Here is a 21,885-nt window from a genome sequence, read left to right on the forward strand (position 1 = left end):
AAGTGTCAGCCGGATTTGGTCCGCCGTCCGTACTGGATGCTGTTCATGAGAACGGCGAGCACGATGACTGCACCGGTAAAGACCGTCTGCCAGTAGGCCGAGACACCGATGATCACGAGACCGTCCGACAGGAAGCCTATGACAAAAGCGCCGAGCATGGTGCCACGCGTCGTGCCGCGCCCACCCGTCAATGCGGCACCGCCGATCACGACAGCGGCGATCGCTGTCAGCTCGTAGGTGGTGCCGGCGGTGGGGCCAGCGGAGGTCAGCTGCGAGGAGAGCACCAGGCCGGCGATGGCGGCGCAGACACCGGACAGAACATAGACGATGATCTTGACGCGCTTGACCGGCACGCCGGAAAGATCGGCTGCACGCTCGTTGCCGCCGGAGGCATAAAGCCAGCGGCCGAAGGCGGTGCGGCTAAGAACAAGGCCGCAGATGATGGCCAGCGCCGCAAGCACGATGACGCTGATCGGAATGCCGGCGAGGCGATTGAAGCCGAGCCAGCCGAAGCCGGTATTGCCGAGCTCCGGACGACCGCCAAGATTGTTGTAGGTAAGACCGTTGGTCATCAGCAATGCGATGCCGCGGGCGACGTAGAGCACGCCGAGCGAGGCAACGAAGGCGGGGACGCGGAGATAGGCAACCAGCACGCCGTTGACCGCGCCGATGATGGCTCCGAAAGCGCAGGTCAAAACCACGACGGCCCAGACCGGCGGATAGAGAATGACACCGAAGCTCGAAAGAGTGACGCCCTGCATCAGGAAGCCGGCGACGCAACCGGCAAGGCCGAGCGTCGAGCCGACCGACAAGTCGATGCCGCCATTGAGGATGACGAGCAGCATGCCAATCGCAAGGATACCGAAGATGGCCACATGCGAGGACATGGTCAGAAAGTTGCCCAGCGTGAAATAATTGGGCGACAGAAAGGAGAAGACCGCGATGATGACGATCAGCGCGAAGAAAGCGCGCCCTTCAAGGATCAGCCGCACGATATTGAAGCTTCGCCGTTGTTCGTTCGAAATGGGTTTCTTATCTGTGATGTTCGTGACTGACATAATCAGTGCTCCATGAATGCGGCTAGTGCGCGACCACTGCTTCGCCGGAGGCGGCCATGATCTTTTCCTTGGGGACGTCGGGACCGAATTCGGCAGAGATCTTGCCGCGGTGCATGACGATGATGCGATGGGCGATGCTCAGGCATTCGGCGACTTCCGAGGTCGAATAGATCACCGCCAGACCTTCCTTGGCGCGTTCGGCCAGAAGCTTGAAGACTTCGGCCTTGGCGCCGATGTCGATGCCGCGGCTTGGCTCGTCGAGCAGGATGACCCTTGGATTCGTCGCCAGCATCTTGCCGATCACGACCTTCTGCTGGTTGCCGCCCGATAGCGAACCGATCGCCGCAGCGCCGCCATCGGTCTTGATGTGAACCTTGCGGATGGACTGGTCCACCAGCGCCTGCTCGCGGCCGCCCGAGGTGAACAGCCCTTTGGTAAAGGCGCCGATGCTGGCAAGCGATAGGTTCGCGCCGACGGTCATCGTCGGGACGAGGCCGTCGCGCTGCCGATCTTCAGGCACCAGGACGAGGCCCTGCGCGATGCGGCCGGCGATGCTCAAGCCGCCAATGTCGGTGTTGCCGAGAAGCACGCGGCCGCCGCTCGATCTCAGGCGTCCAGCCACGCATTCGAGCAATTCCGTGCGCCCCGCACCCATCAGGCCATAGATGCAGACGATCTCGCCGGCGCGAACTGCAAGCGACATGCGGTCGACCGCATTGTAGGCGGCGCCGGACGGGCCTGGAACGGTGAGGCTATCGATGGTCAATGCGATGTTGCCCATCTCGTGGCCGGCAGGCGGGCTGCCGAGATCGAAATTGTCGCCGACCATGTTGCGCACGATCCATTCGAGATCGATGTCCGTGCGCTCCGCATAGGCCGTCATGTTGCCGTCGCGAAGCACCACGGCGTGGTTGGTGATCTGCAGCGCCTCTTCGAGATGGTGCGAGATGTAGACGATCGATACGCCGCGCGCCGTCAGGTCGCGAATGACCTTGAACAGGACCTCGACTTCCGTGGCGCTGAGCGCCGATGTCGGCTCATCCATGATCAGAATGCGGGAATTGACCGAAAGAGCGCGGGCGATTTCGACGATCTGCTGCTGACCGAGACGCAGATCCTCGATCGGTGTGAGCGGGTCGATGTTCTCTTCCAGCTCCTCCATCAGTGCCCGGGTCTGCCGCTCTTCCTCGGTAAAATCGACCACGCCGCCCTTCATGATCTCGCGGCCCATGAAGATGTTGTCGCGAACGCTGAGATTGGGCGCCAGGCTCAGTTCCTGATGGATGATGGAAATGCCGCAGGAGCGCGCATGGGTAGACGAGGCAAAGCTGATCGGGCTGCCGTCGAGGATGATTTCACCAGAGGATGGCTGGATGACGCCCGAAAGGATCTTCATCAACGTCGATTTGCCGGCACCGTTCTCGCCAAACAGCGTGGTGACTTCGCCGCGCCGAATATCGAAGTTCACACCCTTGAGGGCATGGACGTTGCCATACGACTTGGCGACGTTGCGGGCGGCGAGTACGACTTCGCCCTTAGCCACTCCATTTTGCGGGGCCTGGCTCATTTCACGTCGACCTTTACCGGCGTGACGAGCCAGTTCTTCGGATTGATGAGCTTGAAGACGCCGACAATCTTTGCCGACTTACCCGCCAGCTTCTCGGGATCGATGCTGCCGAGGGTTGCTTTCTTCATCTCGTTGTTGATGGCGGAGCCGGCATTCTGATACTCGATCTGGTTGGTGAACTGACCAAATTCGATCTTGCCGGTTGCATCGCGCAAATCTGTGCCGTTGATGGCGGGACCGGTTTGCACGCGGACGATGACGCCATCCGGCATGCCGTCGACCTTGAACTCGTTTAGGTTGGCCTTGCGGTCGCCAAACGTGCCGCTGAGCGAGACGGGAAGCACGGGGCCGGTGGTGGTTGCCACGCCATATTTCTCGCCGGCAGCCTTCTTGTCGGCAAGTACGGCGGTCACGAGCGTCACCGCGTCGACGGCCCGCTGCACAACATCCGTCTGCACCTTCGGGAACTCCTGGGCGCCATAGGTATCGGGTTGGAATCCCTGCTCGCGCACGTCGTGCTCGGAGCCGATCTTGATCACCTTGGTATCGGCGGCGATGGCGCCAATCACGATCACGATCGCCGCGGCGCCCGCTATGATCTTGAGCTTGGAGCCTGTCGGCTTGGCGGTTGCGTATTGAGTTTGCGTATTCATGTTCAAACGACCTTCGGCATATCGGCCGGATTGCCTGATGGAGAGGAGGAAAAGGGCTGTGATCCCTGAAAGGATCTAGCGAAGACCGTTGCTGCGCATTGGGACGCGCAGGCGTTCCGCTCGGCTTCGGTTCGAGCCGTGATTGGAAAGGGAGTTCAACATCGGGAGCCTCCTCAGCCTATCGGGTAACCGTCTCCTCCAGTCACCCATTTCACTTCTGCAGCCGCCATTTCTGCGGTAGCTATGATAGAGTTATGTTAATAACTGTATTTTGTATGTTATAAATTTCAAGGCCTGTCAATTGTCAAATGCCGTGTTTTCTGTGCTTGCTATTATCCTGCAAGCTAACGTTCGTTGCTTCTGGCGGGCTGCAACTTCAGCTTGATAAATCGCGCCTGAGATCGCCATCGCCACGGCCGGCGCAGCGTAATCTTTGTGTGATGTCGACGATAAACTATTGATACACAACAATAATATAAGAATTTAGACGAGATCTCCAGCCCTCGAAGCCGATCTCGCTTCCCGCGTATCGTGCCCCGTAAATCGCTTCCCCGGCTCGCTGCGGCGATTCCTCCTTGGTATGATCGAGGAACCGATGGTGCCCATTCTATCTGAAAAAAATTACAATGCCAGAAAATTTTTGCTGTGATAATGATATCTCTATGTTATAAGTCGGCAATCGCGTTGCCGGATTGCGATTGGGTGAGGGGCGGTCATGCGACTGGTCTCGATTGCCACTGACGCTCCATCGGCGAGCGGGCTTATGATCTGGTTTTGGTGTGGGCACCTTCGCAGCGAAGGCTCAAGCCGGAGGTCGAGCCGGGAGGAATGAAGATGTTTTTGGCGAATGCTTGCGTCCCTGTCGCAGGCCGTATGGTGATGGGATTGGCGCGCGATGCCTAAGAGTGACGGGATCATCATTGGGATCGATGCGGGAACTTCCGTTCTCAAGGCGGTCGCCTTCGACATGTCCGGTCGGCAGATAGCGACGGCATCGGCCCGAAATCGGTACGAGACGGGCGAAGATGGTTCTGTCACGCAGTCGTTGAGCCAGACATGGTCCGACTGCGTCAGCGCCCTGCGCGGCCTTGGCGAAATGGTGGCGGACCTTGCCGCTCGTGCCGCAGCCATAGCCGTGACCGGGCAGGGGGATGGCACGTGGCTCGTCGGCGCCGGCAATGTTCCGATTGGAGACGCCTGGCTCTGGCTCGACGCGCGTGCTGCGCCGACCGTGACGCGGCTGGGTGCCGGGTCCGGCAACCGCGCCCGCTTTGAGGCGACCGGCACAGGGCTCAATACCTGCCAGCAGGGCGCGCAGCTCGCCCATATGGATCGCTTCATGCCCGAGCTCCTCGATCGGGCGGAGGCGTCGCTTCATTGCAAGGACTGGCTTTACCTCAACCTTACCGGCATTCGCGCCACCGATCCGTCGGAGGCAAGCTTTACCTTCGGTAACTTCCGCAATCGGCAATATGATCCGGTTGTCATCGATGCACTCGGCCTTGCTCGCAGGCGCTCGCTTTTGCCGGAGATCATCGACGGCACCGAAACCAGCCATCCCTTGACCGCCGACGCGGCCAAAGCGGCCGGATTGCTTGCCGGAACTCCGGTATGCCTCGGTTATGTGGATATGGTGATGACCGCACTCGGTGCCGGCGTACGCACGGGCGGCCGGAATGCGGCCTGCTCGACGATCGGTTCGACCGGCGTGCATATGCGCGCCAAGGCCGTCGCCGACGTTCAGCTGAATGACGAGGGAACCGGTTACGTCATCGCGCTGCCGATCCCGGGCATCGTCACGCAGGTTCAGACCAATATGGGCGCGACGATCAATGTCGACTGGATCCTGCGTATGGCGGCGGATCTGATCTCTGAGGGTGGTCGCCAGGTTTCCTACTCGGACCTCATTCCGCGTATCGATGCCTGGTTCGCCGCAAGCCGCCCGACGAATCTTCTCTATCATCCGTATATTTCCGAGGCCGGAGAGCGAGGCCCCTTCGTCAATGCGCATGCGCGTGCCGGCTTTACCGGGCTTTCCACACGTCATGGCTTTGTCGACATGTTGCGCGCTGTGATCGAAGGGCTCGGCATGGCAACGCGCGATTGTTACGCGGCCATGGGCGATATGCCGTCTGAACTGCGCGTCACGGGCGGCGCTGCCCGCTCGCGCGCCTTGCGCGGTTCGCTATCCGCAGCCGTCAATGCGCCGGTGAGAATTTCCGATCGCGAAGAGGCGGGAGCTGCCGGCGTCGCGATGATGGCGGCGGTTGCGGTCGGCGCCTATCCGGACATGGACAGCTGCATTGCCGAATGGGTGACGCCCCTGCTCGGTGAAGCCGAAGCCCCGAACGCCGGAGATGCCGAGCGCTACGACCGCCTGTTCGACGCCTACAAGGATGTGCGCGAAGCGATTGCGCCCGCCTGGGACAAACTTGCCGGGCATTAGCCGGCATAGTGTCCCGCTGCCCGTGAAGTTTGATTTGATGATGCCAGAGGCATCCGAAGGAGCACGACATGACTGAACCCGAAATCTTCGATCTCTTCGTGATCGGCGGCGGCATCAACGGTGCCGGCATTGCCCGCGACGCAGCCGGGCGAGGCCTTTCGGTAATGATGTGCGAGAAGGGCGATCTGGCGGAAGGAACGTCGTCGCGCTCCGGCAAGCTGGTGCATGGCGGTCTGCGGTATCTCGAATATTACGAGTTCCGGCTGGTGCGCGAAGCCCTGATCGAGCGCGAAGTGCTCCTCAATTCCGCAAGTCATATCATCTGGCCGATGCGTTTCGTGCTGCCGCACAGCCCGACGGATCGCCCTGCGTGGCTCGTTCGCCTTGGCCTTTTCCTCTACGACCATCTCGGCGGCCGCAAGAAGCTGCCGGGCACACGTTCGCTCGACCTGCACCGCGATCCCGAGGGAGCGCCTATTCTCGATCAATACTCCAAGGGCTTCGAATATTCCGACTGTTGGGTCGATGACGCCCGCCTTGTCGTCCTCAATGCGCTCGACGCCGCCGCCAAGGGCGCGCGGATCCTGACGCGTACCGCCTGCATCGGTGCCCGCCGCGATCAAGGCGTCTGGACCGTTCAGATGCGCGACCAGCGCTCCGGCGAAGTGCGCACGGTGCGCGCCAAGGCGCTGGTGAATGCGTCGGGACCCTGGGTCAACGACATCATCCATCGCGTTGCCGGCTCCAACAGCAGTCGCAGCGTCCGGCTCGTCAAGGGCAGCCACATCATCGTTCCGAAGTTCTGGAACGGACAGCAGGCTTATCTGGTCCAGAACCACGACAAGCGCGTCATCTTCATCAACCCCTATGAGGGCGACAAGGCGCTGATCGGCACGACCGACATTCCCTACGAAGGCCGGCCAGAAGAGGTGAAGGCCGACGAGAAGGAAATCGATTATCTGATCGCGGCAGTGAACCGCTACTTCAAGGAAAAGCTGCGCCGCTCCGACGTGCTCGAAAGCTTCTCCGGAGTGCGGCCGCTCTTCGACGACGGCAAGGGCAATCCTTCGGCCGTGACGCGCGATTATGTTTTCGACCTAGACGAGACGGGCGGCGCGCCGCTTCTCAACGTTTTCGGCGGCAAGATCACCACATTCCGCAAGCTTTCGGAGCATGCGATGCAGAAGCTTGCCAGGTTTTTCCCGAAGATGGGCGGCGACTGGACGCGCAGTGCCACTCTTCCTGGCGGTGATATCCCGAATGCCGACTATGTCGCCTTCACCGATACGCTGCGTACCGCCTATCCTTGGATGCCTCGCACGCTCATCAATCACTACGGACATCTTTACGGCGCACGCACCAAGATGATCGTCGGCAGCGCACCCTCGCTTGAGGGGCTCGGCCGCCATTTCGGCGGCAATCTCTACGAAGCGGAGGCGCGTTATCTGGCCGCGTCGGAATGGGCACAGGAAGCAGAAGACGTCCTCATGCGCCGCACCAAGGAAGGTCTGCGCATGACGGCCGAGGAGAAGGCGGCATTTTCCGCATGGTTCGACGCCGAACTGGCGCTGGCCGCCTGACCCTTTCGACGATTGCCGGGAGACGACATCGATGCCCTTGACCCTGTCACTCAATACCAACCCGCTGGTGAACCGCTTCGCGGAACCTTCAGACCTGATTGAAACAGTCGCTCGTGATCTTCGCATTCGCGATCTGCAACTGACCCACGAATTCATCAATCCGAGCTGGCAGGCGCCGGTTATCCGCCGTCTGACGCGCGACATGCAAGCGGCCATGAAACGCACCGGCGTTCGTGTGACCTCGGGCATGACCGGTCCCTATGGCCGCCTCAATCATTTCGGCCATCCGGATAGGGATGTCCGGCGCTATTATGTCGACTGGTTCAAGACCTTTGCCGATATCACCGCCGATCTCGGCGGCCATTCCGTCGGCACACAGTTCGCGATCTTCACCTACAAGGATTACGACGATCCGGCGCGGCGCGAGGAGCTGATTGAGATCGCGATCGAGTGTTGGGGCGAGGTGGCCGAGCACGCCCGCGCCGCCGGTCTCTCCTATATCTTCTGGGAACCGATGAGCATTGGACGCGAATTCGGCGAAACCATTAAGGCATGCCTCTCCCTGCAGAACAGATTGACGAAGGCGCCATTCGCCATACCGATGTGGATGATGGCCGACGTCGACCATGGCGACGTCACCTCGGCCAATCCCGACGACTACGATCCCTATGCCTGGGCGCGTGCTGTTCCGAAGGTTTCGCCGATCATCCACATCAAGCAGAGCCTGATGGACAAGGGCGGACACCGTCCCTTCACGGCGGAATTCAACGCCAAAGGCCGCATCCAGCCGGAACCGCTGCTGAAGGCTTTTGCCGAAGGTGGTGCCAGGGATAACGAGATCTGCCTGGAGCTGTCGTTCAAGGAGCGCGAGCCGAACGACCGTCAGGTCATTTCGCAGATTGCCGAAAGTGTCGCCTTCTGGGCACCTCATATCGACACGGGCGCCGGCGACTTGCATATCTAGCTATGGAAATGATCGAGTCTCGAATCTGCGATCAAATCAGCCATGAAGCGATGTCGAGGAAGCAAGTCGGGATCTAGACGTAGGCGGAACCCTATGCGTGAGACAATGAAAAGGAGCGGTCGATGACGGATGCGGATGCTTCGCTCGCCGTGCGGGCGGCCTGGTTGCACTATGCTGGCGGACTGACGCAGTCAGAGGTGGCAAAACGGCTCGGTGTTCCCTCGGTGAAGGCACACCGGCTGATTGCGCGCGCCGTCGCCGATGGCGTTGTAAAAGTGACGATCGACGGCGATATCGTCGAATGCGTTGAGCTGGAAGCGGAGCTTTCGGCGCGCTTCGGTCTGCAATATTGCGAGGTCGCGCCCGACCTTGGCGAAGATGGCTACGAGTTTCGTGCCCTTGGGCAGGCGGGTGCCGGATTTCTGCGCCGTGAGATCGAAAGCGGCAACAACAAGGTCATCGGCCTTGGCCATGGCCGAACCCTTTCTTCTGCGGTTCATCATATGTCGCGCGTCAGTGCCAAGGATTTGCGCTTCGTCTCGCTGCTTGGCGGGCTCACCAGAAATTATGCCGCCAATCCCTATGACGTGATGCATCGCATCGCCGAAAAGACCGGCATGCAGGCGCATGTGATGCCGGTGCCGTTCTTCGCCAACACCCGCGAGGATCGCGATGTGCTGTTGGCGCAGCGCGGCGTCAGGGAAGTTTTCGATCTGGCAAATGGCGCCGAATTGAAGCTGGTCGGTCTGGGCACCGTCGATACGGAGGCGCAGCTCGTACTCTCGGGCATGGTGGAGCCGCGCGAGATCAGGGAGGTCACTGCCGCCGGCGGCGTCGGCGAAATCCTCGGCCACTTCTTCGACGCCGATGGCAATATCCTGGAGACGACGTTGACGGCGCGCACGCTTTCGGCGTCGCTGCCGCGTTCGAAAAAGGAGCGGCTGGTGGCGCTTGCCGGCGGGCTGCCCAAGGTCGAGGCCATCCGCGCAGTTCTGAAAAATCGCTGTCTCTACGGCTTGATTACCGACGAAAGAACGGCGCGGGCCTTGCTGAAGGCATAGGCCGATCCACGGTCCAACAACGTAAGTTCATCTCAATATCACAATATCAGTGTTGAGTTGTGATATATTTATGTTATATTTTCTTTGGTTCTGTTGGTAGATGGCCGGAGAGCAAGGTGAAGCGGGAAGAGCGCCAGCAATTGATCATCAATTTGCTCGTCGAGCATAAGACCGTCGATCTCGACGATCTGGCTGATCGCTTTGCCGTATCCAAGATGACCATTCACCGGGACCTTGACGATCTCGAGCAGGCAGGCGTGCTGCGCAAAGTTCGCGGAGGTGCGACGATCGATGCCGGCACGCAGTTCGAGAGCGATTTCCGCTTCCGGGAGCGGCGGGATCACGAAGCGAAGCTCAGCATGGCGCATTGTGCGCTGGATCTCGTCGAGCCCGGCATGACCGTTATGGTCAATGACGGGTCCATGGCCGCCGTTCTCGGCGAGATGTTGCTGCAAAAGCGCCCGCTGACGCTGATCACCAACAATGCAGCGATCATAGACCGCATGAAAAACGAGAGCGGCATCACCTTGATCGCGATTGGCGGCGTCTATTCCGCCAAATTCAACGCCTTTCTCGGCGTCGTAACCGAGGAAGCGCTGTCGCGGCTGAGGGCCGACATCGCGTTCCTGTCGACGCCCGCCATCTCCGGCAGGCTTGCCTATCACATGGATGACAATGTCGTGCGCGCCAAGCGCGCCATGATCGCTTCGGCTGCCAAGAGGTGCCTGCTCGTCAGCCATCAACGCATCGGTCATACGGCCCTGCATGTGATGGCGGATCTCGCCGATTTCGATGCCATCATCACAGATCGCGCACCGGATGGCGCCATTCTCGATCAATTCCGTCGCGACGGCATCACTCTTACCATTGCTTCGAACCAGGATATGACATGACAGAGACGCCCCGCTATTGGATCGGCACCAGCTGGAAGATGAACAAGACGCTGGCGGAGGCGCGCGCCTTCGCCGAAGCCCTGCGCGCTGCCGATGCTCTTCGTGACGCGCGTATCCAACGCTTCGTCATTCCACCGTTCACAGCGGTGCGCGAGGTCAAGGCGATCCTGTCGGAAACCTCCGTCAAGGTCGGCGCGCAAAACATGCATTGGGCCGAAAAGGGCGCATGGACGGGAGAAATCTCGCCTCTGATGCTGAAGGATTGCAATCTCGACATCGTCGAGCTTGGCCATTCCGAACGCCGCGAGCATTTCGGCGAGACCAACGAAACCGTGGGATTGAAGACCGAGGCGGCGGTTCGCCATGGCCTGATCCCGCTCATCTGCATCGGCGAGACGCTGGAGGATCGCGAAAGCGGCCGCGCGACGGAGATCCTCAGTGAGCAGGTCGTCGGCGCGCTCGAGGAGCTTTCTGCCGCGCAGAAGCAGGCAGACATCCTGCTCGCCTATGAGCCGGTCTGGGCGATCGGCGAAAAGGGGATCCCGGCCGAACCTTCCTACGCCGATGCGCGCCAAGCCGAGATCATCGCGGTCGCGCAAAAGGTGCTCGGCCGAAAGATACCATGCCTCTACGGCGGATCGGTCAATCCGCAAAACTGCGAAGAACTCATATCCTGCCCGAACGTAGACGGGCTTTTCATCGGGCGCTCCGCCTGGAATGTCGAAGGCTATCTCGACATTCTCGCCAAGTGCGCCGCCAAACTCTAAGGAGAAACATCATGAAGCTTGCTATTGCTGGTGACAGCGCCGGCGAAGGCCTCGCCAAAGTTCTCGCCGATCACTTGAAGGACCGGTTTGAAGTCAGCGAAGTGTCGCGCACGCAGGAAGGCGCCGATGCGTTCTATGCCAATCTCGCCGACCGCGTCGCCTCCGGCGTCATCGACGGCACTTATGACAAGGCTATCCTCGTTTGCGGCACCGGCATCGGCGTCTGCATCTCGGCCAACAAAGTGCCGGGCATCCGCGCGGCTCTGACCCATGATACCTATTCGGCGGAGCGTGCTGCACTGTCGAACAACGCTCAGATCATCACCATGGGCGCGCGCGTCATCGGCACCGAACTTGCCAAGGCCATTTCCGACGCCTTTCTGGCGCAGACCTTCGACGAGAAGGGGCGTTCGTCCGGCAACGTCAACGCGATCAACGAAGTCGACGCGAAGTACAACGCGCGATAAAGGACTGTCTCCCAAGACGCAGGAAGCCCGGCCGATCCTTCCGATCGACCGGGCTTTCCCGTATCCGACGATGAGCCTGACTGCCCGTTATCTGCCGCTTCGGCCTGCGAGCCACTGCTTGAATTCGACATTCGCGTCCGTCTGGATAGCACCGACGCCGGCTGCAACAAGCGCTCCCCAGACGCCATCGGGATCCTTGAGGGCGCGGCTGTCGTTGAAATCGAGATTGTGGGAGACGTCGAGCGTATTGATCCACACGCGGATGTTCTGGCGTTCCAGCTCTTCGCGGCCGGCTGCGAGATCGGCAATATCGGCAAATTTCACCTCGACCGTCGGCGCGCGCAACGGCTCGATCAGCCGCAGATCTTCGGCGAACTTGCCGGACCTGACGGGGAACATCGGCATATGCGCAATGGAGCCGAACCAGTCGGCACCGAGCACGGGAAAGCTGCGGCTCTCCGGATCGACATCGGACTTGATGATGACGTGCTCTTCCGCACCGAGCCGACGGACCGCGGCGATGACCAGCGGCAGTTCGTGAGGAAACTTCGTATCGATATTGACGAAGACGCGGCCGCGCGCCTCTTCGAGGGCCTCCTCGAGCGTCGGCACTCGTTCGTCGGTGAGTGGCGCTGTCTCCCCGCCGGCGCCAGCGCGAAGACGGGCGTCGCGAACAGTTGCGAAGGTGCTGGCGCCGACCACGCCCCTGCCCGAAGTGGTTCGGTCGAGCGTCTTGTCATGGATGACGACAAGGTGGCCGTCGGCGGTCGCTTGCGTGTCGATTTCGACGAATTCGACGCCAAGCTCGGCAGCAGCGCGGATTGCAGCGAGCGAATTCTCCGGCGCTGCCGACCACAATCCACGATGCGCGATGGTAAGAATGTCCGGATTGGAGCGAGACAAGAGGTCGTAGATGTCGGTGCGTGGCATAGGGGCGGCGGCGGTTTGGCTGGGCATGAGAGTGGCTTTCTCGGGCGGAGGGTTTTCCTTGGCGGTCGAAGAATGCAAACGCCAATGGCTCAGGCGCCGACCTTTCGCTTTGAGGCTTAGGCGGCGTGGTATCTATTAATACACATAGAGTGTAGTATTTATGACAATCAATCGGAAAGGTGCGATCGCTGGATTGCGAGCAGGCACGCAAGTGGTTAGGGCGCTAATGCAGGTTTCAGGACTAGATATATGATTACGTTTGAGAAATCACCATTGGCGAGCGAGAACGAGCGCCTGATCCTCGATATCGTTCGCCGACATGAACCGATCGCGCGCGCGTTGATCACTGGGCACACCAATCTCACGCAGCAATCGGTCCATCGCCTGGTGGAGGCACTCATGACACGCGGTCTGCTGCGGGCCGCATCCCCGCTCAAAGGCATGCGTGGTCAACCAAGTCCTACGATCGAACTGGTGAAGGACGCCGTCTATTCCGTTGGTATTTCCATCAACACCGACTCCGCCATCCTGTCGCTTGCCGATTTCGGCTGTCATATCGTCGCGCAGGAGACGGTGAAGATAGTGCCGAGCGATCGCCGGGAAACGCTCGCCGCGCTCGCGGAGACACTTCAAGACCTCCTGCAAAGCCATGGCATAGATCGTGATCGCCTCATCGGGCTTGGCTTTGCCATGTCGGGCTTCTTCGTGCTGGACACGCATGTGTTCAACGCTCCGGAACCCTTGCGGGACTGGTCGTTGATCGAGCTGCGCCCGGAGCTGGAAGAACTTTTCAAGCTGCCCGTATGGCTGGAAAACAACGCCACGACAGGTGCGATCGGCGAGAGCCTGCGCGGGGTTGGGCGCTGGTGCCGGACGTTTGCCTATCTTTCCTTCAACTACGGATTTGGCGGCGGTCTGGTTCTGGAGGGGAAATCCTATGTCGGCTTCCACGGCAACGCCGGAGAATTCAGCATGGTCTATACACCCGACGAAATGTCGCGGCGACCGGCCTTGCAATACCTGATTGCCGCCTTGCGCGAGAATGGTGTCGACGTCGGCTCCATCGAAGATCTGCGACAAAACTTCGATCCGGCCTGGCCGGGTGTGGAGAGTTGGCTCGCCGATACCATGCCGATGCTCGATCGATTGATCGCCGCATTGATCGGCGTGCTCGATCCGCAGGCCATTGTATTTGGCGGACAATTGCCGCATGAGTTGGGGCGGCTGATGATCTCCCGCGCGCTGATGCCCTCCAAGCGTCGTCATCGCTATGGCGTTGCGCCAAACGAGGCGCGACTGGTCCTCAGCGAAACGAAGGGAGATGCCGCGGCTCTCGGGGCGGCTTTACTTCCGTTAAAGTTCATTTACTTTTTGTAACATAGCGGCCTTAATCGGCGCGCATTTGGGTGGGCAATGTGGCGCCGACCCCCGCGGAGATGTGAACTGCGGACTTAGCTAACCTCGGAAAGCAGGCCTTGGTCGCGACAGGAAACCGGATACCCATTCCGCTGCATCACAGATTCAGCGGAATGTCAGAGGCCGTTGATAAATCACCGTCGGAATTTGCTGGACGACCGCAATTGGCGCGTAAGACTGCTATCATCATCGGCAATGGAAGGCTGGACCGAGATCTTTCCAAGATCATCGACGGTGCCGAATTTGTGATGCGCTTTAACGAGCCGAACCTTTCCGATGACAGGAGCGGCTCGCGCACGGATGTGCTCATGCTGGCGGCATCGAGCAAAGCTTTGCACAAACGGATGGTCGATCCGGCCTTTCTGGAAAATGCGGCGCTCAAGTCCGCAAAAATATTGATGCTTGCCTACCATCCAGAGATCATCCGCAAATATCACCCGCAGCCCAATATCTTCCAGCGCCTGAGAGGCCGAAGGGCTGATTGGACGGCGCAAGCGATTGAACTCATGGGGCATGCCGGCAAGGAGATCCGCATCATGCCGCCGCAATTCTATGCGGAGGGCTGCGCGGAACTCGGCATTGCGCCAAACCAGATGCGCACCGTCTTTCCAAGCACCGGCTTCCTCGGGATCCGCTATGCTCTCGCCAATTTCCCGGCTTTCGATTGGGATATCCGCCTATGCGGCTTTGGTTGGAAGGGATGGGCGCGGCATGACTGGCAGGGTGAGCGTGCCTGGGTCGAGGACAAGTTGGCAAGTGGCCGCATCGGCATGCTTGCCTAAGCCGGGGCGGCCTCGACATTATTGAGCTATGGATTTCAAAGGGCGCAGCCCCCTATTACTGCCCTAGCAGACTGCGCAACTCCGGTAGCCTGTCATTGACCAGCCAGCCATAATAGTTCTCTTCCGGCAGCTTCTTCCCGCCGGACGCGTCCGACGCCTGTCGCGAGGCGAGGGCGCGCCGCCGCGGTTGCCCGACATTATAGAGCGTGGCGGTCAGGCCCGGATTTTCGCTGATATCGAAGCCTTGGGCGCGATAGACATCCATGGCGTCCCTGACGATCGCGGCGATATAGATGACGCTGCGGTCGGGATCCATGATGTCGCGGTAGATGGCTTGCGGATCGTTGGCCGAAAGCTTCGGAAGGCCGCTGGTAGCATGCACGACATCGGTGACTTCGAGCGCGGTCAGCGGGCTGATCTGTCCGAGGCCAAAGGTTTGCCCCGCAAAAAACGGCTGGAAGAAAGCGCGCTGGAACGTCATGTTTTCATAGGTGACGCCGTCGATAACCTTGCCGCGAAAACTCTTGTCCCAGGTTTCGTCGCGGCATTCCCACAATTCGGCGCTGCCGGTGAGGGCGTCGCAATGGGCAAATTCCGGCTTCTTTATGAAGGACTGGACGTTCACATCCTTATAGCTGAACTTGAAGTCAGCCTGGGAATAGGCGAGGGCCTTGACGTAATAGGACTTCACCCTGTTGACGATCGTGATGTTGTAGGTGTGTTCACCGACAAGTGCGCCGACAATATGGATCGGGTCGATCCTATAGGCCTGCGCGGCCTTTTTGATCGAAGCCATCAGCTCCCTGTCTTCGCGAAGCACGCCGACGATCTTCTGGTATTTTTCGTCGTAGCTCGTGTTGAACGCCTTGGCTCGCAGCGCCGATGTGTTGGGGATCGGCGGCTGGGTGCTGTTGCGATTGCCGGCCGGCACACGCACCAGATCGTGCCCAAAAGAGGCACTCGCCAAGGTAAGAATGAGAAGAAGACTGAGCGCCGGAATTCTCGACAGGCTTGTACGCATTCGCAAGTAGACTTTCAAAAATGTTCCCCGGCACGGGGATGATCTTCATAGTCGATTAACCTGCAAAGGCAAGGGCAAGCGCTTCTTCTGTCCGGCGAATCACAATAAACTTTGCCTAAAGCAGCTTCTGGCTGCAGAGGTGTATGGCCATGCCGCCGAGGCGAGTTCAAGGCCTGCCGTCCTGGTTTTCGGGAGGATTTCGTTGAAACATCTTGTTGTGGCAGGAAGTATCCTGCTTGCAGCCGCGCCGGGCGAGGCCGTGCCGACGATGGCCGATGTTCCAGCCCTTGCCAAGACCGCCGTCGCGCGACGGATCGATGTGCCCGCGTCTGCCATCCATATATTGAACGCCAAGCCGAGCGAGCGGATGCCTGGCTTCGTCGTCTGCGGCCGCGTCGACACGGCCTCTGGAACAGGGGACAGCGAGCGCTTTTTCGTAATCATCCCGGGTGATTTTGCCATACTGGATCGGGACGGCAGAAGCCTGGTCGATACCTATTGGTCTGCCAATCACTGCGAGTGAGAGGCCAATGCCTTGCTGATCATGGCAAGCTGTTCAGGCGTACGTCCGGATTCAAGCCGAACCCAGCTGTTCGGATTGTCGGCGGACTGGCGCTTGATGAAGGTATAGCCCGTACCCTCCCAGGCTTTGACTGTGTCCGTGAGGTTGTCCAGGATAAGGTCGCCATCACTCGTGCGCGCCATCAGGACGAGATGTCCTTCATTGTTCTTGTCGAGAACGACGGTCAGCAGCAGTGCGGAGCGTGACCAGCCTGCCTCCACGAGCAGCTTCTTCTTCAACAGGACGTAGTCGTTACAGTTGCCGGCTCCGTCGTCGGGATAGGTCCACCAGTTGATGATGCCGAGCTTGTAGATGCCGTAGTGGTCGTTGTCGCCGACACCCTGGATCTCGTGATTGACGAGGCTGTTGACCTGCTGCAGCTGCCGCCTGCGCTCATGGTCGATCGTGACGAATTCATCACTCTTCTCACCCGCCGCGCATTCTGCCGGCTGTGCCGAACAGAAACCGGCCCAGCCGACCGGTACGGTCGCGTCAGTGACCACCCGCGCGAATTGACGGGCTGGCGTGTTCACGGGGTTTGCTGCCGGCTTTGCGGTGGTGGCCGTCGAAAACGACAGGCCGGCAACGAAGAGAATGCTTGCAGCGATGAGGAATGAACGCATACTCGGCTCCATGAATTGCGCTCATGAAATCCGATGCGGTCAAATTTATTCGGAAGAAGATTGTTCGCATTTTAGCGAAGTCGCGTTTTGGGCCGCCTTGACCCGGAGCGCCGATACCGCGTCGCCTGATTTTTCTCAGGCGAGGCCACGGCAACCTCGCTGCCTTGAGGCCGAGCCGCGTGCGGAAAGATATGCGATTTCATCGACATATGGCGATTGCTGAATGGTCTTGAACGCGTTTATGATTTGGTTACTTCAAATCGGAATCCCCGGCATGGGAAGTGCCGGGAGCGTGCAGGAAACACATCGGGAGGCTTTATGATCGACGATATTCTCGACCGGATGACGCTTGAAGAGCAGGTTTCACTGCTTTCCGGCGCCGATTTCTGGACCACGGTGCCTGTTGAGCGGCTTGGCGTCCCGAAGATCAAGGTCACGGATGGTCCAAACGGCGCACGTGGTGCGGGCTCGCTCGTTGCCGGCGTCAACGCCGCCTGCTTTCCCGTTGCTATCGCCCTCGGTGCGACATGGAACCCGCAGCTCGTCGAGCGCATGGGTGTCGCTATTGCCGGGCAAGCCAAAAGCAAGGGCGCGTCCGTTCTGTTGGCGCCAACGGTCAATATTCATCGCTCGGGCCTCAATGGACGCAACTTCGAATGCTATTCCGAAGACCCCATGCTGACAGCGGAGCTTGCCGTCGCCTATATCCAGGGTGTGCAGAGCCAGGGCATCGCCGCGACGATCAAGCATTTTGCTGGGAACGAATCCGAGATCGAACGGCAGACGATGTCGTCGGATATCGATGAGCGTACCCTTCGCGAGATCTATCTGCTGCCGTTCGAGAGGGCCGTCAAAAAGGCCGGGGTCATGGCGGTCATGTCTTCCTACAACCGGTTGAACGGCATCTATACCAGCGAGCATCCGTGGCTGTTGACCACGGTTCTGCGCGAGGAATGGGGCTTCGACGGCATCGTCATGTCCGATTGGTTCGGTTCGCATACGACCGCCGCAACGGTCAACGCAGGGCTTGATCTCGAGATGCCGGGGCCGGCGCGCGATCGCGGCGAAAAGCTGGTGCGGGCGGTGCGCAACGGCGAGGTCAAGCCCGAGGCCGTCCGCATGGCCGCCCGTCGTATCTTGACGTTGCTTGAACGCGTCGGCGCGTTTGAGAAGGCGCCCGACTTGAGCGAGCATGCGCTTGATCTGCCTGAGGACCGGGCTCTGATCCGTCAATTAGGCGCAGAAGGTGCCGTGCTTCTCAAGAACGACGGCATTTTGCCGCTCCAGAAAGCTGGCCTCGGACATGTGGCAGTCATCGGGCCGAATGCCGCGGAGGCTCGGGTCATGGGTGGCGGCAGTGCCCAGATTGCCGCCCACTACAGGATAAGCCCGCTTGACGGGATCCGCGAGGCGCTGTCGAATGCCAATAGCATCCAATATGCTGCCGGCTGCCGCAACAATCGGCTCGTCAACGTCTTTTCCGGCGAGATGCGGGTGGAGTATTTCACAGGCCGGAACTGGTCCGGCTCGCCGATTGCGGTCGAAACAGCTGATGTGGGCGAGTTCTTCTGGTTCGATCTGCCGTCGGCGGAGCTTGATCCGAGCGACTTCTCCGCGCGTATGACGGCATTCTACGTGCCCGCCGAAAGCGGCGAGCACATTTTCGGCATGACCAACGCAGGTCTCGCCAAGCTCTACGTCGATGGCAGGCTGGTGGTCAACGGTTTCGATGGCTGGACGCGCGGCGACAATTATTTCGGGACCGCCAATGTCGAGCAACGTCAAAGCATCCACCTGGTGGCCGGTCAACGATACGAGGTCGTTGTCGAATACTGCGCCCTCGGATCGACTGGGGAAGGCATCAATCTGACGGCCGTGCGTTTCGGCGTGGAGAAGCCGCTGGGCGACGCGGATATGGCCGAGGCTGTCGAAACCGCCCGGGCTGCGGATGTCGCGTTGCTATTTGTCGGCCGTGACGGTCAGTGGGATACCGAGGGGCTCGATCTGCCCAACATGCGGTTGCCGGGCCGGCAGGAGGAGCTGATCGAAAAGGTGGCGGCGGTGAACGCCAATACCGTTGTCGTCCTCCAGACCGGCGGCCCGATCGAGATGCCCTGGCTCGGCAGGGTCAAGGCCGTGCTGCAGATGTGGTATCCAGGCCAGGAACTCGGCCACGCAGTTGCCGATGTGCTGTTCGGCGATGTCGAGCCCGGTGGCCGCCTGCCGCAGACCTTCCCGAAGCAATTGTCGGATAATTCCGCGATGACCGGTGACGAAACCGTCTATCCGGGCAGGGATGGCCATGTCCGCTATGCCGAGGGCGTCTTCGTCGGCTACCGCCATCATGACACACGCGGTGTCGAGCCCCTGTTTCCCTTCGGCTTCGGCCTTGGCTATACGCGGTTCTCCTGGAGTAATGCGAAAGCCTCTGCGGTGCAGATGGGCTCGGAAGGGCTCACTGTATCTGTGGACATCACCAATATTGGCGACAGAAGAGGATCCGAGCTTGTGCAGCTCTATGTGCGCCCGCTTGCCCCGACGGTCGAGCGGCCGGACAAGGAGCTGCGTGCCTTTGCCAAGGTTCAATTGGCGCCTGGCGAGACGGGTACGGCCTCGCTGGTCCTCGGCCCGCGCGATCTCAGCTATTTCGATGAAAAGACGAAGGCGTTCCGCGCCTCAGCCGGTCGTTATGAACTCCTCGCCGCCGCCAATGCCGCCGATATCCGCTCTAACGTTACGATCGAGCTGGCAAAGGAATGGATCGGCGAGGCCTCGGACCGCGCGATCTGACGGTCGGAAGGCAACGGCGGCTTGGTTCGAGATGAACGGTGAGGCGTAGAAGCGCTATGTCTCACCGCTGCTGTTTAACCGATCGCCGGAAAGACAGCTTCACCGGCGCCGCATGCGCTGAGGCGGGACGCGCCCCGAGAAGGGGGAGGCAAGTTCCTCGTCTGCCATCTGTTCCACTTGAAAGATCTGCCCGACGGGCTTGGGTCTGCCAAGGAAGAAGCCCTGTGCCTCATCGCAACCCTCGATGCGGAGAATTTCCAGCTGATGATTGGTCTCCACGCCCTCGGCCAGGACCGGGATGTCCAGGCTCTTGCCGAGCGTGAGCACGGCGCGAACGATCGCCTTTGCCTGAATGCTGTCGTCGACTTCATTCATGAAGGAGCGGTCGAGCTTGATCTTGTCGAAAGGGAACGAACGCAGCGTGTCGAGCGAGGAATAGCCGGTGCCGAAATCGTCAATGGCGATGGTGACGCCAAGCGCCCGGATCTGTCGCAGCACATGCAGCGTCCGGGTCTTGTCGGCGATGATCGTCGACTCGGTGATCTCCAGTTCGAGCCTTGACGGCGACAGGCCCGTTTCCAGAAGGATCGAATGGACGAGCTTGGCAAGGTCTGCGTGCGCGAATTGTACCGGCGACAGATTGACGGCGATCTTGTAAGGCTTGCTCCAGGTGGCGGCTTCCCGGCAGGCATTTCGCATGACCCATTCGCCGATGACGAGGATCGTGCCGCTTTCCTCGGCGATGGGGATGAATTCCGAAGGCGGCACGGAACCGCGCTCGGGATGATTCCAGCGGACCAGGACTTCATAGCCGCAAACCTCACCCGTCTGAACCGAGGTTTGCACCTGATAATGCAGATCCAGCTGATCCAATTCGACCGCGCGCCGCAGATCCTGCGCAAGCGTGTGACGGGCGCGTGCCGCTTCATCCATTTTGGATTCGTAGAAGCAGACGGCGCGACCGATATCGGCCTTGGCACGATACATCGCAAGATCGGCATTGCTGATCAGGCGCTCCTGATCGTCGCCGTCGTCGGGATAGACGGCGACGCCGATGCTTGCGCCGGTTACGGTCTCGAAGTCATCGATCCGGATGGGTTCGAACAGAAATTTTTCCAGTCGCGCGACGAAATCCAGAAGTTCGCTCTGGTTCTGGAACCGTTTGGCGGCGGCAAATTCATCACCGCCGACACGCGCGACAAACTCGCCATCCTTGATGACGCGCAGGAGCCGACGCCCGATGGCCTTCAGCGCCTGGTCGCCCGCCTTGTGGCCGCGCAGATCGTTGATTTCCTTGAAGCGATCGAGATCTATGCCAATCACGGCGAGCTTTGCACTGTCTTCCTTTGCATGTTCCAGCGCGCGATCGAGATAGTCGTTGAAGCTACTGCGGTTGGGCAGGCCGGTCAGGAGGTCGTTAAGCGCCATGTGCTGGAGCTTCTGGATGGATTCCTGCGAAGCGCGTTCGTCGATCATGTAGCTGGCAATGCCCGTGCCGATGACGAGCAACCAGCCGCCGGCGACAGCGACGGCCATGGCCTTCAGCGCATAGGAATCGGCAAGACCGTCGCCGGTCGCCAGCGGCGTGACGGAGACCGCCGTCATCGCTGTAAAATGCAGCAGAACGACCGCCAGAACGAAAAGCACGAGCGCGGTCAGCGACCAGTAGCGCCACGGCCGGCGGATCGCCTGATTGATGGCGGCCGCGGCTAGCGTTACCGAAAGGACGACTGAGGCGAAGACATAGCTCATGTCCCATTCGACGATGCCATCGACGTGATAGGCCATCATGCCGGTATAATGCATGGCCGTGATGGCAAGTCCGACAACCGCGCCACCCAGCTCCGGCGCGATCCGCGGTAGGCGCGACAGTGCGATTGCAACCCCTCCGGCGGATCCGGCCACGGCCAGCAGAAACGAAGCCATCGTCAGGATCGGATCGAAGGTGACGGGTGCGCCGACCTCGTAGGCCAGCATCGCGATGAAATGTGTGCACCATATTGATGCGCCTGCAGCCACTCCGGTCAGAAAGATCCAGCCGCCGCGCTGAAGTCCGTACGTTCTTTCTGCCCGCCGCAGTAGGTTGAGCGTTATCCAGCTGCCGCTGACACAGACAAATGCCGCAAGAAATACGAGCCACAGATTATGCGCTGTGACGATGCATGAAATGACGCGCACTTAAAGAATCCCGAATCTGGTCACTGCAGTGATGGTCATTTGGTTTGCGATCCTCACAACTCAAATTGCCAGGTACGCTTTCGCGGGCAAACACTGAAGATCGAGTAAAGACAACCTGCGCAAATTG

General features: G+C 60.1%; 18 protein-coding genes. 11 read left to right on the forward strand and 7 right to left on the reverse strand.

Annotated features, from left to right (window positions below; translation table 11 throughout):
- Positions 1-5: 5 nt before the first annotated feature.
- The 3 genes from RHSP_RS23175 to RHSP_RS23185 are packed head-to-tail and all read right to left on the reverse strand — an operon-like array spanning position 6 to position 3,278.
- Entirely contained in the window at positions 6-1,058 is a 1,053-nt protein-coding gene (locus tag RHSP_RS23175) for an ABC transporter permease (RefSeq protein ID WP_004124021.1), read from the reverse strand.
- A gap of 22 nt (positions 1,059-1,080) precedes the next feature.
- The gene (locus RHSP_RS23180; protein ID WP_004124024.1) at positions 1,081-2,625 is read right to left on the reverse strand and encodes a sugar ABC transporter ATP-binding protein; all 1,545 of its coding nucleotides are present in this window, start codon (positions 2,623-2,625) and stop codon (positions 1,081-1,083) included.
- A complete protein-coding gene (locus tag RHSP_RS23185) occupies positions 2,622-3,278 on the reverse strand; it encodes a DUF2291 domain-containing protein (protein ID WP_004124025.1) in 657 nt (218 codons plus the stop codon). The genes RHSP_RS23180 and RHSP_RS23185 overlap by 4 nt, the downstream gene beginning before the upstream one ends.
- An 895-nt stretch (positions 3,279-4,173) precedes the next feature.
- On the opposite strand from RHSP_RS23185, the gene RHSP_RS23190 reads away from it, so the two are divergent.
- The 7 genes from RHSP_RS23190 (at position 4,174) to derI (ending at position 11,456) form a co-directional block, all read left to right on the forward strand.
- Positions 4,174-5,724, forward strand: coding sequence for an FGGY-family carbohydrate kinase (locus RHSP_RS23190; RefSeq protein ID WP_004124027.1), 1,551 nt, complete (start codon positions 4,174-4,176; stop codon positions 5,722-5,724).
- A 68-nt stretch (positions 5,725-5,792) separates the two neighbouring features.
- A complete protein-coding gene (locus RHSP_RS23195) occupies positions 5,793-7,304 on the forward strand; it encodes a glycerol-3-phosphate dehydrogenase (RefSeq protein WP_004124029.1) in 1,512 nt (503 codons plus the stop codon).
- 31 nt (positions 7,305-7,335) lie between these two features.
- Positions 7,336-8,268: a sugar phosphate isomerase/epimerase family protein gene (locus RHSP_RS23200; RefSeq protein WP_004124031.1), complete on the forward strand. Its 933-nt coding sequence runs from the start codon at positions 7,336-7,338 to the stop codon at positions 8,266-8,268.
- 122 nt (positions 8,269-8,390) lie between these two features.
- A complete protein-coding gene (locus RHSP_RS23205; RefSeq protein WP_004124033.1) occupies positions 8,391-9,329 on the forward strand; it encodes a sugar-binding transcriptional regulator in 939 nt (312 codons plus the stop codon).
- Positions 9,330-9,445: 116 nt separating this feature from the next.
- On the forward strand, positions 9,446-10,222 hold the full coding sequence (locus RHSP_RS23210) for a DeoR/GlpR family DNA-binding transcription regulator (RefSeq protein WP_004124035.1): 777 nt from the start codon (positions 9,446-9,448) through the stop codon (positions 10,220-10,222).
- On the forward strand, positions 10,219-10,989 hold the full coding sequence (locus RHSP_RS23215; protein ID WP_004124037.1) for a triose-phosphate isomerase: 771 nt from the start codon (positions 10,219-10,221) through the stop codon (positions 10,987-10,989). Before RHSP_RS23210 ends, RHSP_RS23215 begins: the two co-directional genes overlap by 4 nt.
- 11 nt (positions 10,990-11,000) lie before the next feature.
- The gene (gene derI / locus RHSP_RS23220) at positions 11,001-11,456 is read left to right on the forward strand and encodes a D-erythrulose-4-phosphate isomerase (RefSeq protein WP_004124040.1); all 456 of its coding nucleotides are present in this window, start codon (positions 11,001-11,003) and stop codon (positions 11,454-11,456) included.
- A gap of 87 nt (positions 11,457-11,543) precedes the next feature.
- Here derI and RHSP_RS23225 read toward each other — a convergent pair whose 3' ends face one another.
- The gene (locus RHSP_RS23225) at positions 11,544-12,413 is read right to left on the reverse strand and encodes a glycerophosphodiester phosphodiesterase family protein (RefSeq protein WP_004124043.1); all 870 of its coding nucleotides are present in this window, start codon (positions 12,411-12,413) and stop codon (positions 11,544-11,546) included.
- 222 nt (positions 12,414-12,635) lie between these two features.
- Between RHSP_RS23225 and RHSP_RS23230 the strand changes: the two genes are divergently transcribed.
- The gene (locus tag RHSP_RS23230) at positions 12,636-13,763 is read left to right on the forward strand and encodes an ROK family protein (protein ID WP_037153943.1); all 1,128 of its coding nucleotides are present in this window, start codon (positions 12,636-12,638) and stop codon (positions 13,761-13,763) included.
- 152 nt (positions 13,764-13,915) lie between these two features.
- The gene (locus RHSP_RS23235) at positions 13,916-14,584 is read left to right on the forward strand and encodes a glycosyltransferase family 29 protein (RefSeq protein ID WP_004124050.1); all 669 of its coding nucleotides are present in this window, start codon (positions 13,916-13,918) and stop codon (positions 14,582-14,584) included.
- Between the two features lie 55 nt (positions 14,585-14,639).
- On the opposite strand, the gene RHSP_RS23240 is transcribed toward RHSP_RS23235, so the two are convergent.
- Entirely contained in the window at positions 14,640-15,605 is a 966-nt protein-coding gene (locus tag RHSP_RS23240; protein WP_004124053.1) for a DUF1402 family protein, read from the reverse strand.
- 202 nt (positions 15,606-15,807) lie between these two features.
- Between RHSP_RS23240 and RHSP_RS23245 the strand changes: the two genes are divergently transcribed.
- The gene (locus RHSP_RS23245) at positions 15,808-16,128 is read left to right on the forward strand and encodes a hypothetical protein (protein ID WP_004124055.1); all 321 of its coding nucleotides are present in this window, start codon (positions 15,808-15,810) and stop codon (positions 16,126-16,128) included.
- Here the strand turns inward: RHSP_RS23245 and RHSP_RS23250 are convergent.
- On the reverse strand, positions 16,116-16,790 hold the full coding sequence (locus RHSP_RS23250) for a transglutaminase-like cysteine peptidase (protein WP_037153949.1): 675 nt from the start codon (positions 16,788-16,790) through the stop codon (positions 16,116-16,118). The genes RHSP_RS23245 and RHSP_RS23250 overlap by 13 nt on opposite strands.
- Before the next feature lie 318 nt (positions 16,791-17,108).
- Between RHSP_RS23250 and RHSP_RS23255 the strand changes: the two genes are divergently transcribed.
- Positions 17,109-19,580 (forward strand): glycoside hydrolase family 3 C-terminal domain-containing protein, encoded by a 2,472-nt coding sequence (locus RHSP_RS23255; RefSeq protein ID WP_004124060.1) that lies wholly within the window; start codon positions 17,109-17,111, stop codon positions 19,578-19,580.
- 99 nt (positions 19,581-19,679) lie between these two features.
- Here RHSP_RS23255 and RHSP_RS23260 read toward each other — a convergent pair whose 3' ends face one another.
- Positions 19,680-21,758: a putative bifunctional diguanylate cyclase/phosphodiesterase gene (locus RHSP_RS23260; RefSeq protein WP_004124063.1), complete on the reverse strand. Its 2,079-nt coding sequence runs from the start codon at positions 21,756-21,758 to the stop codon at positions 19,680-19,682.
- Positions 21,759-21,885: the final 127 nt, after the last annotated feature.

The organism is Rhizobium freirei PRF 81, from assembly GCF_000359745.1.
GTDB classification, from domain to species: domain Bacteria; phylum Pseudomonadota; class Alphaproteobacteria; order Rhizobiales; family Rhizobiaceae; genus Rhizobium; species Rhizobium freirei.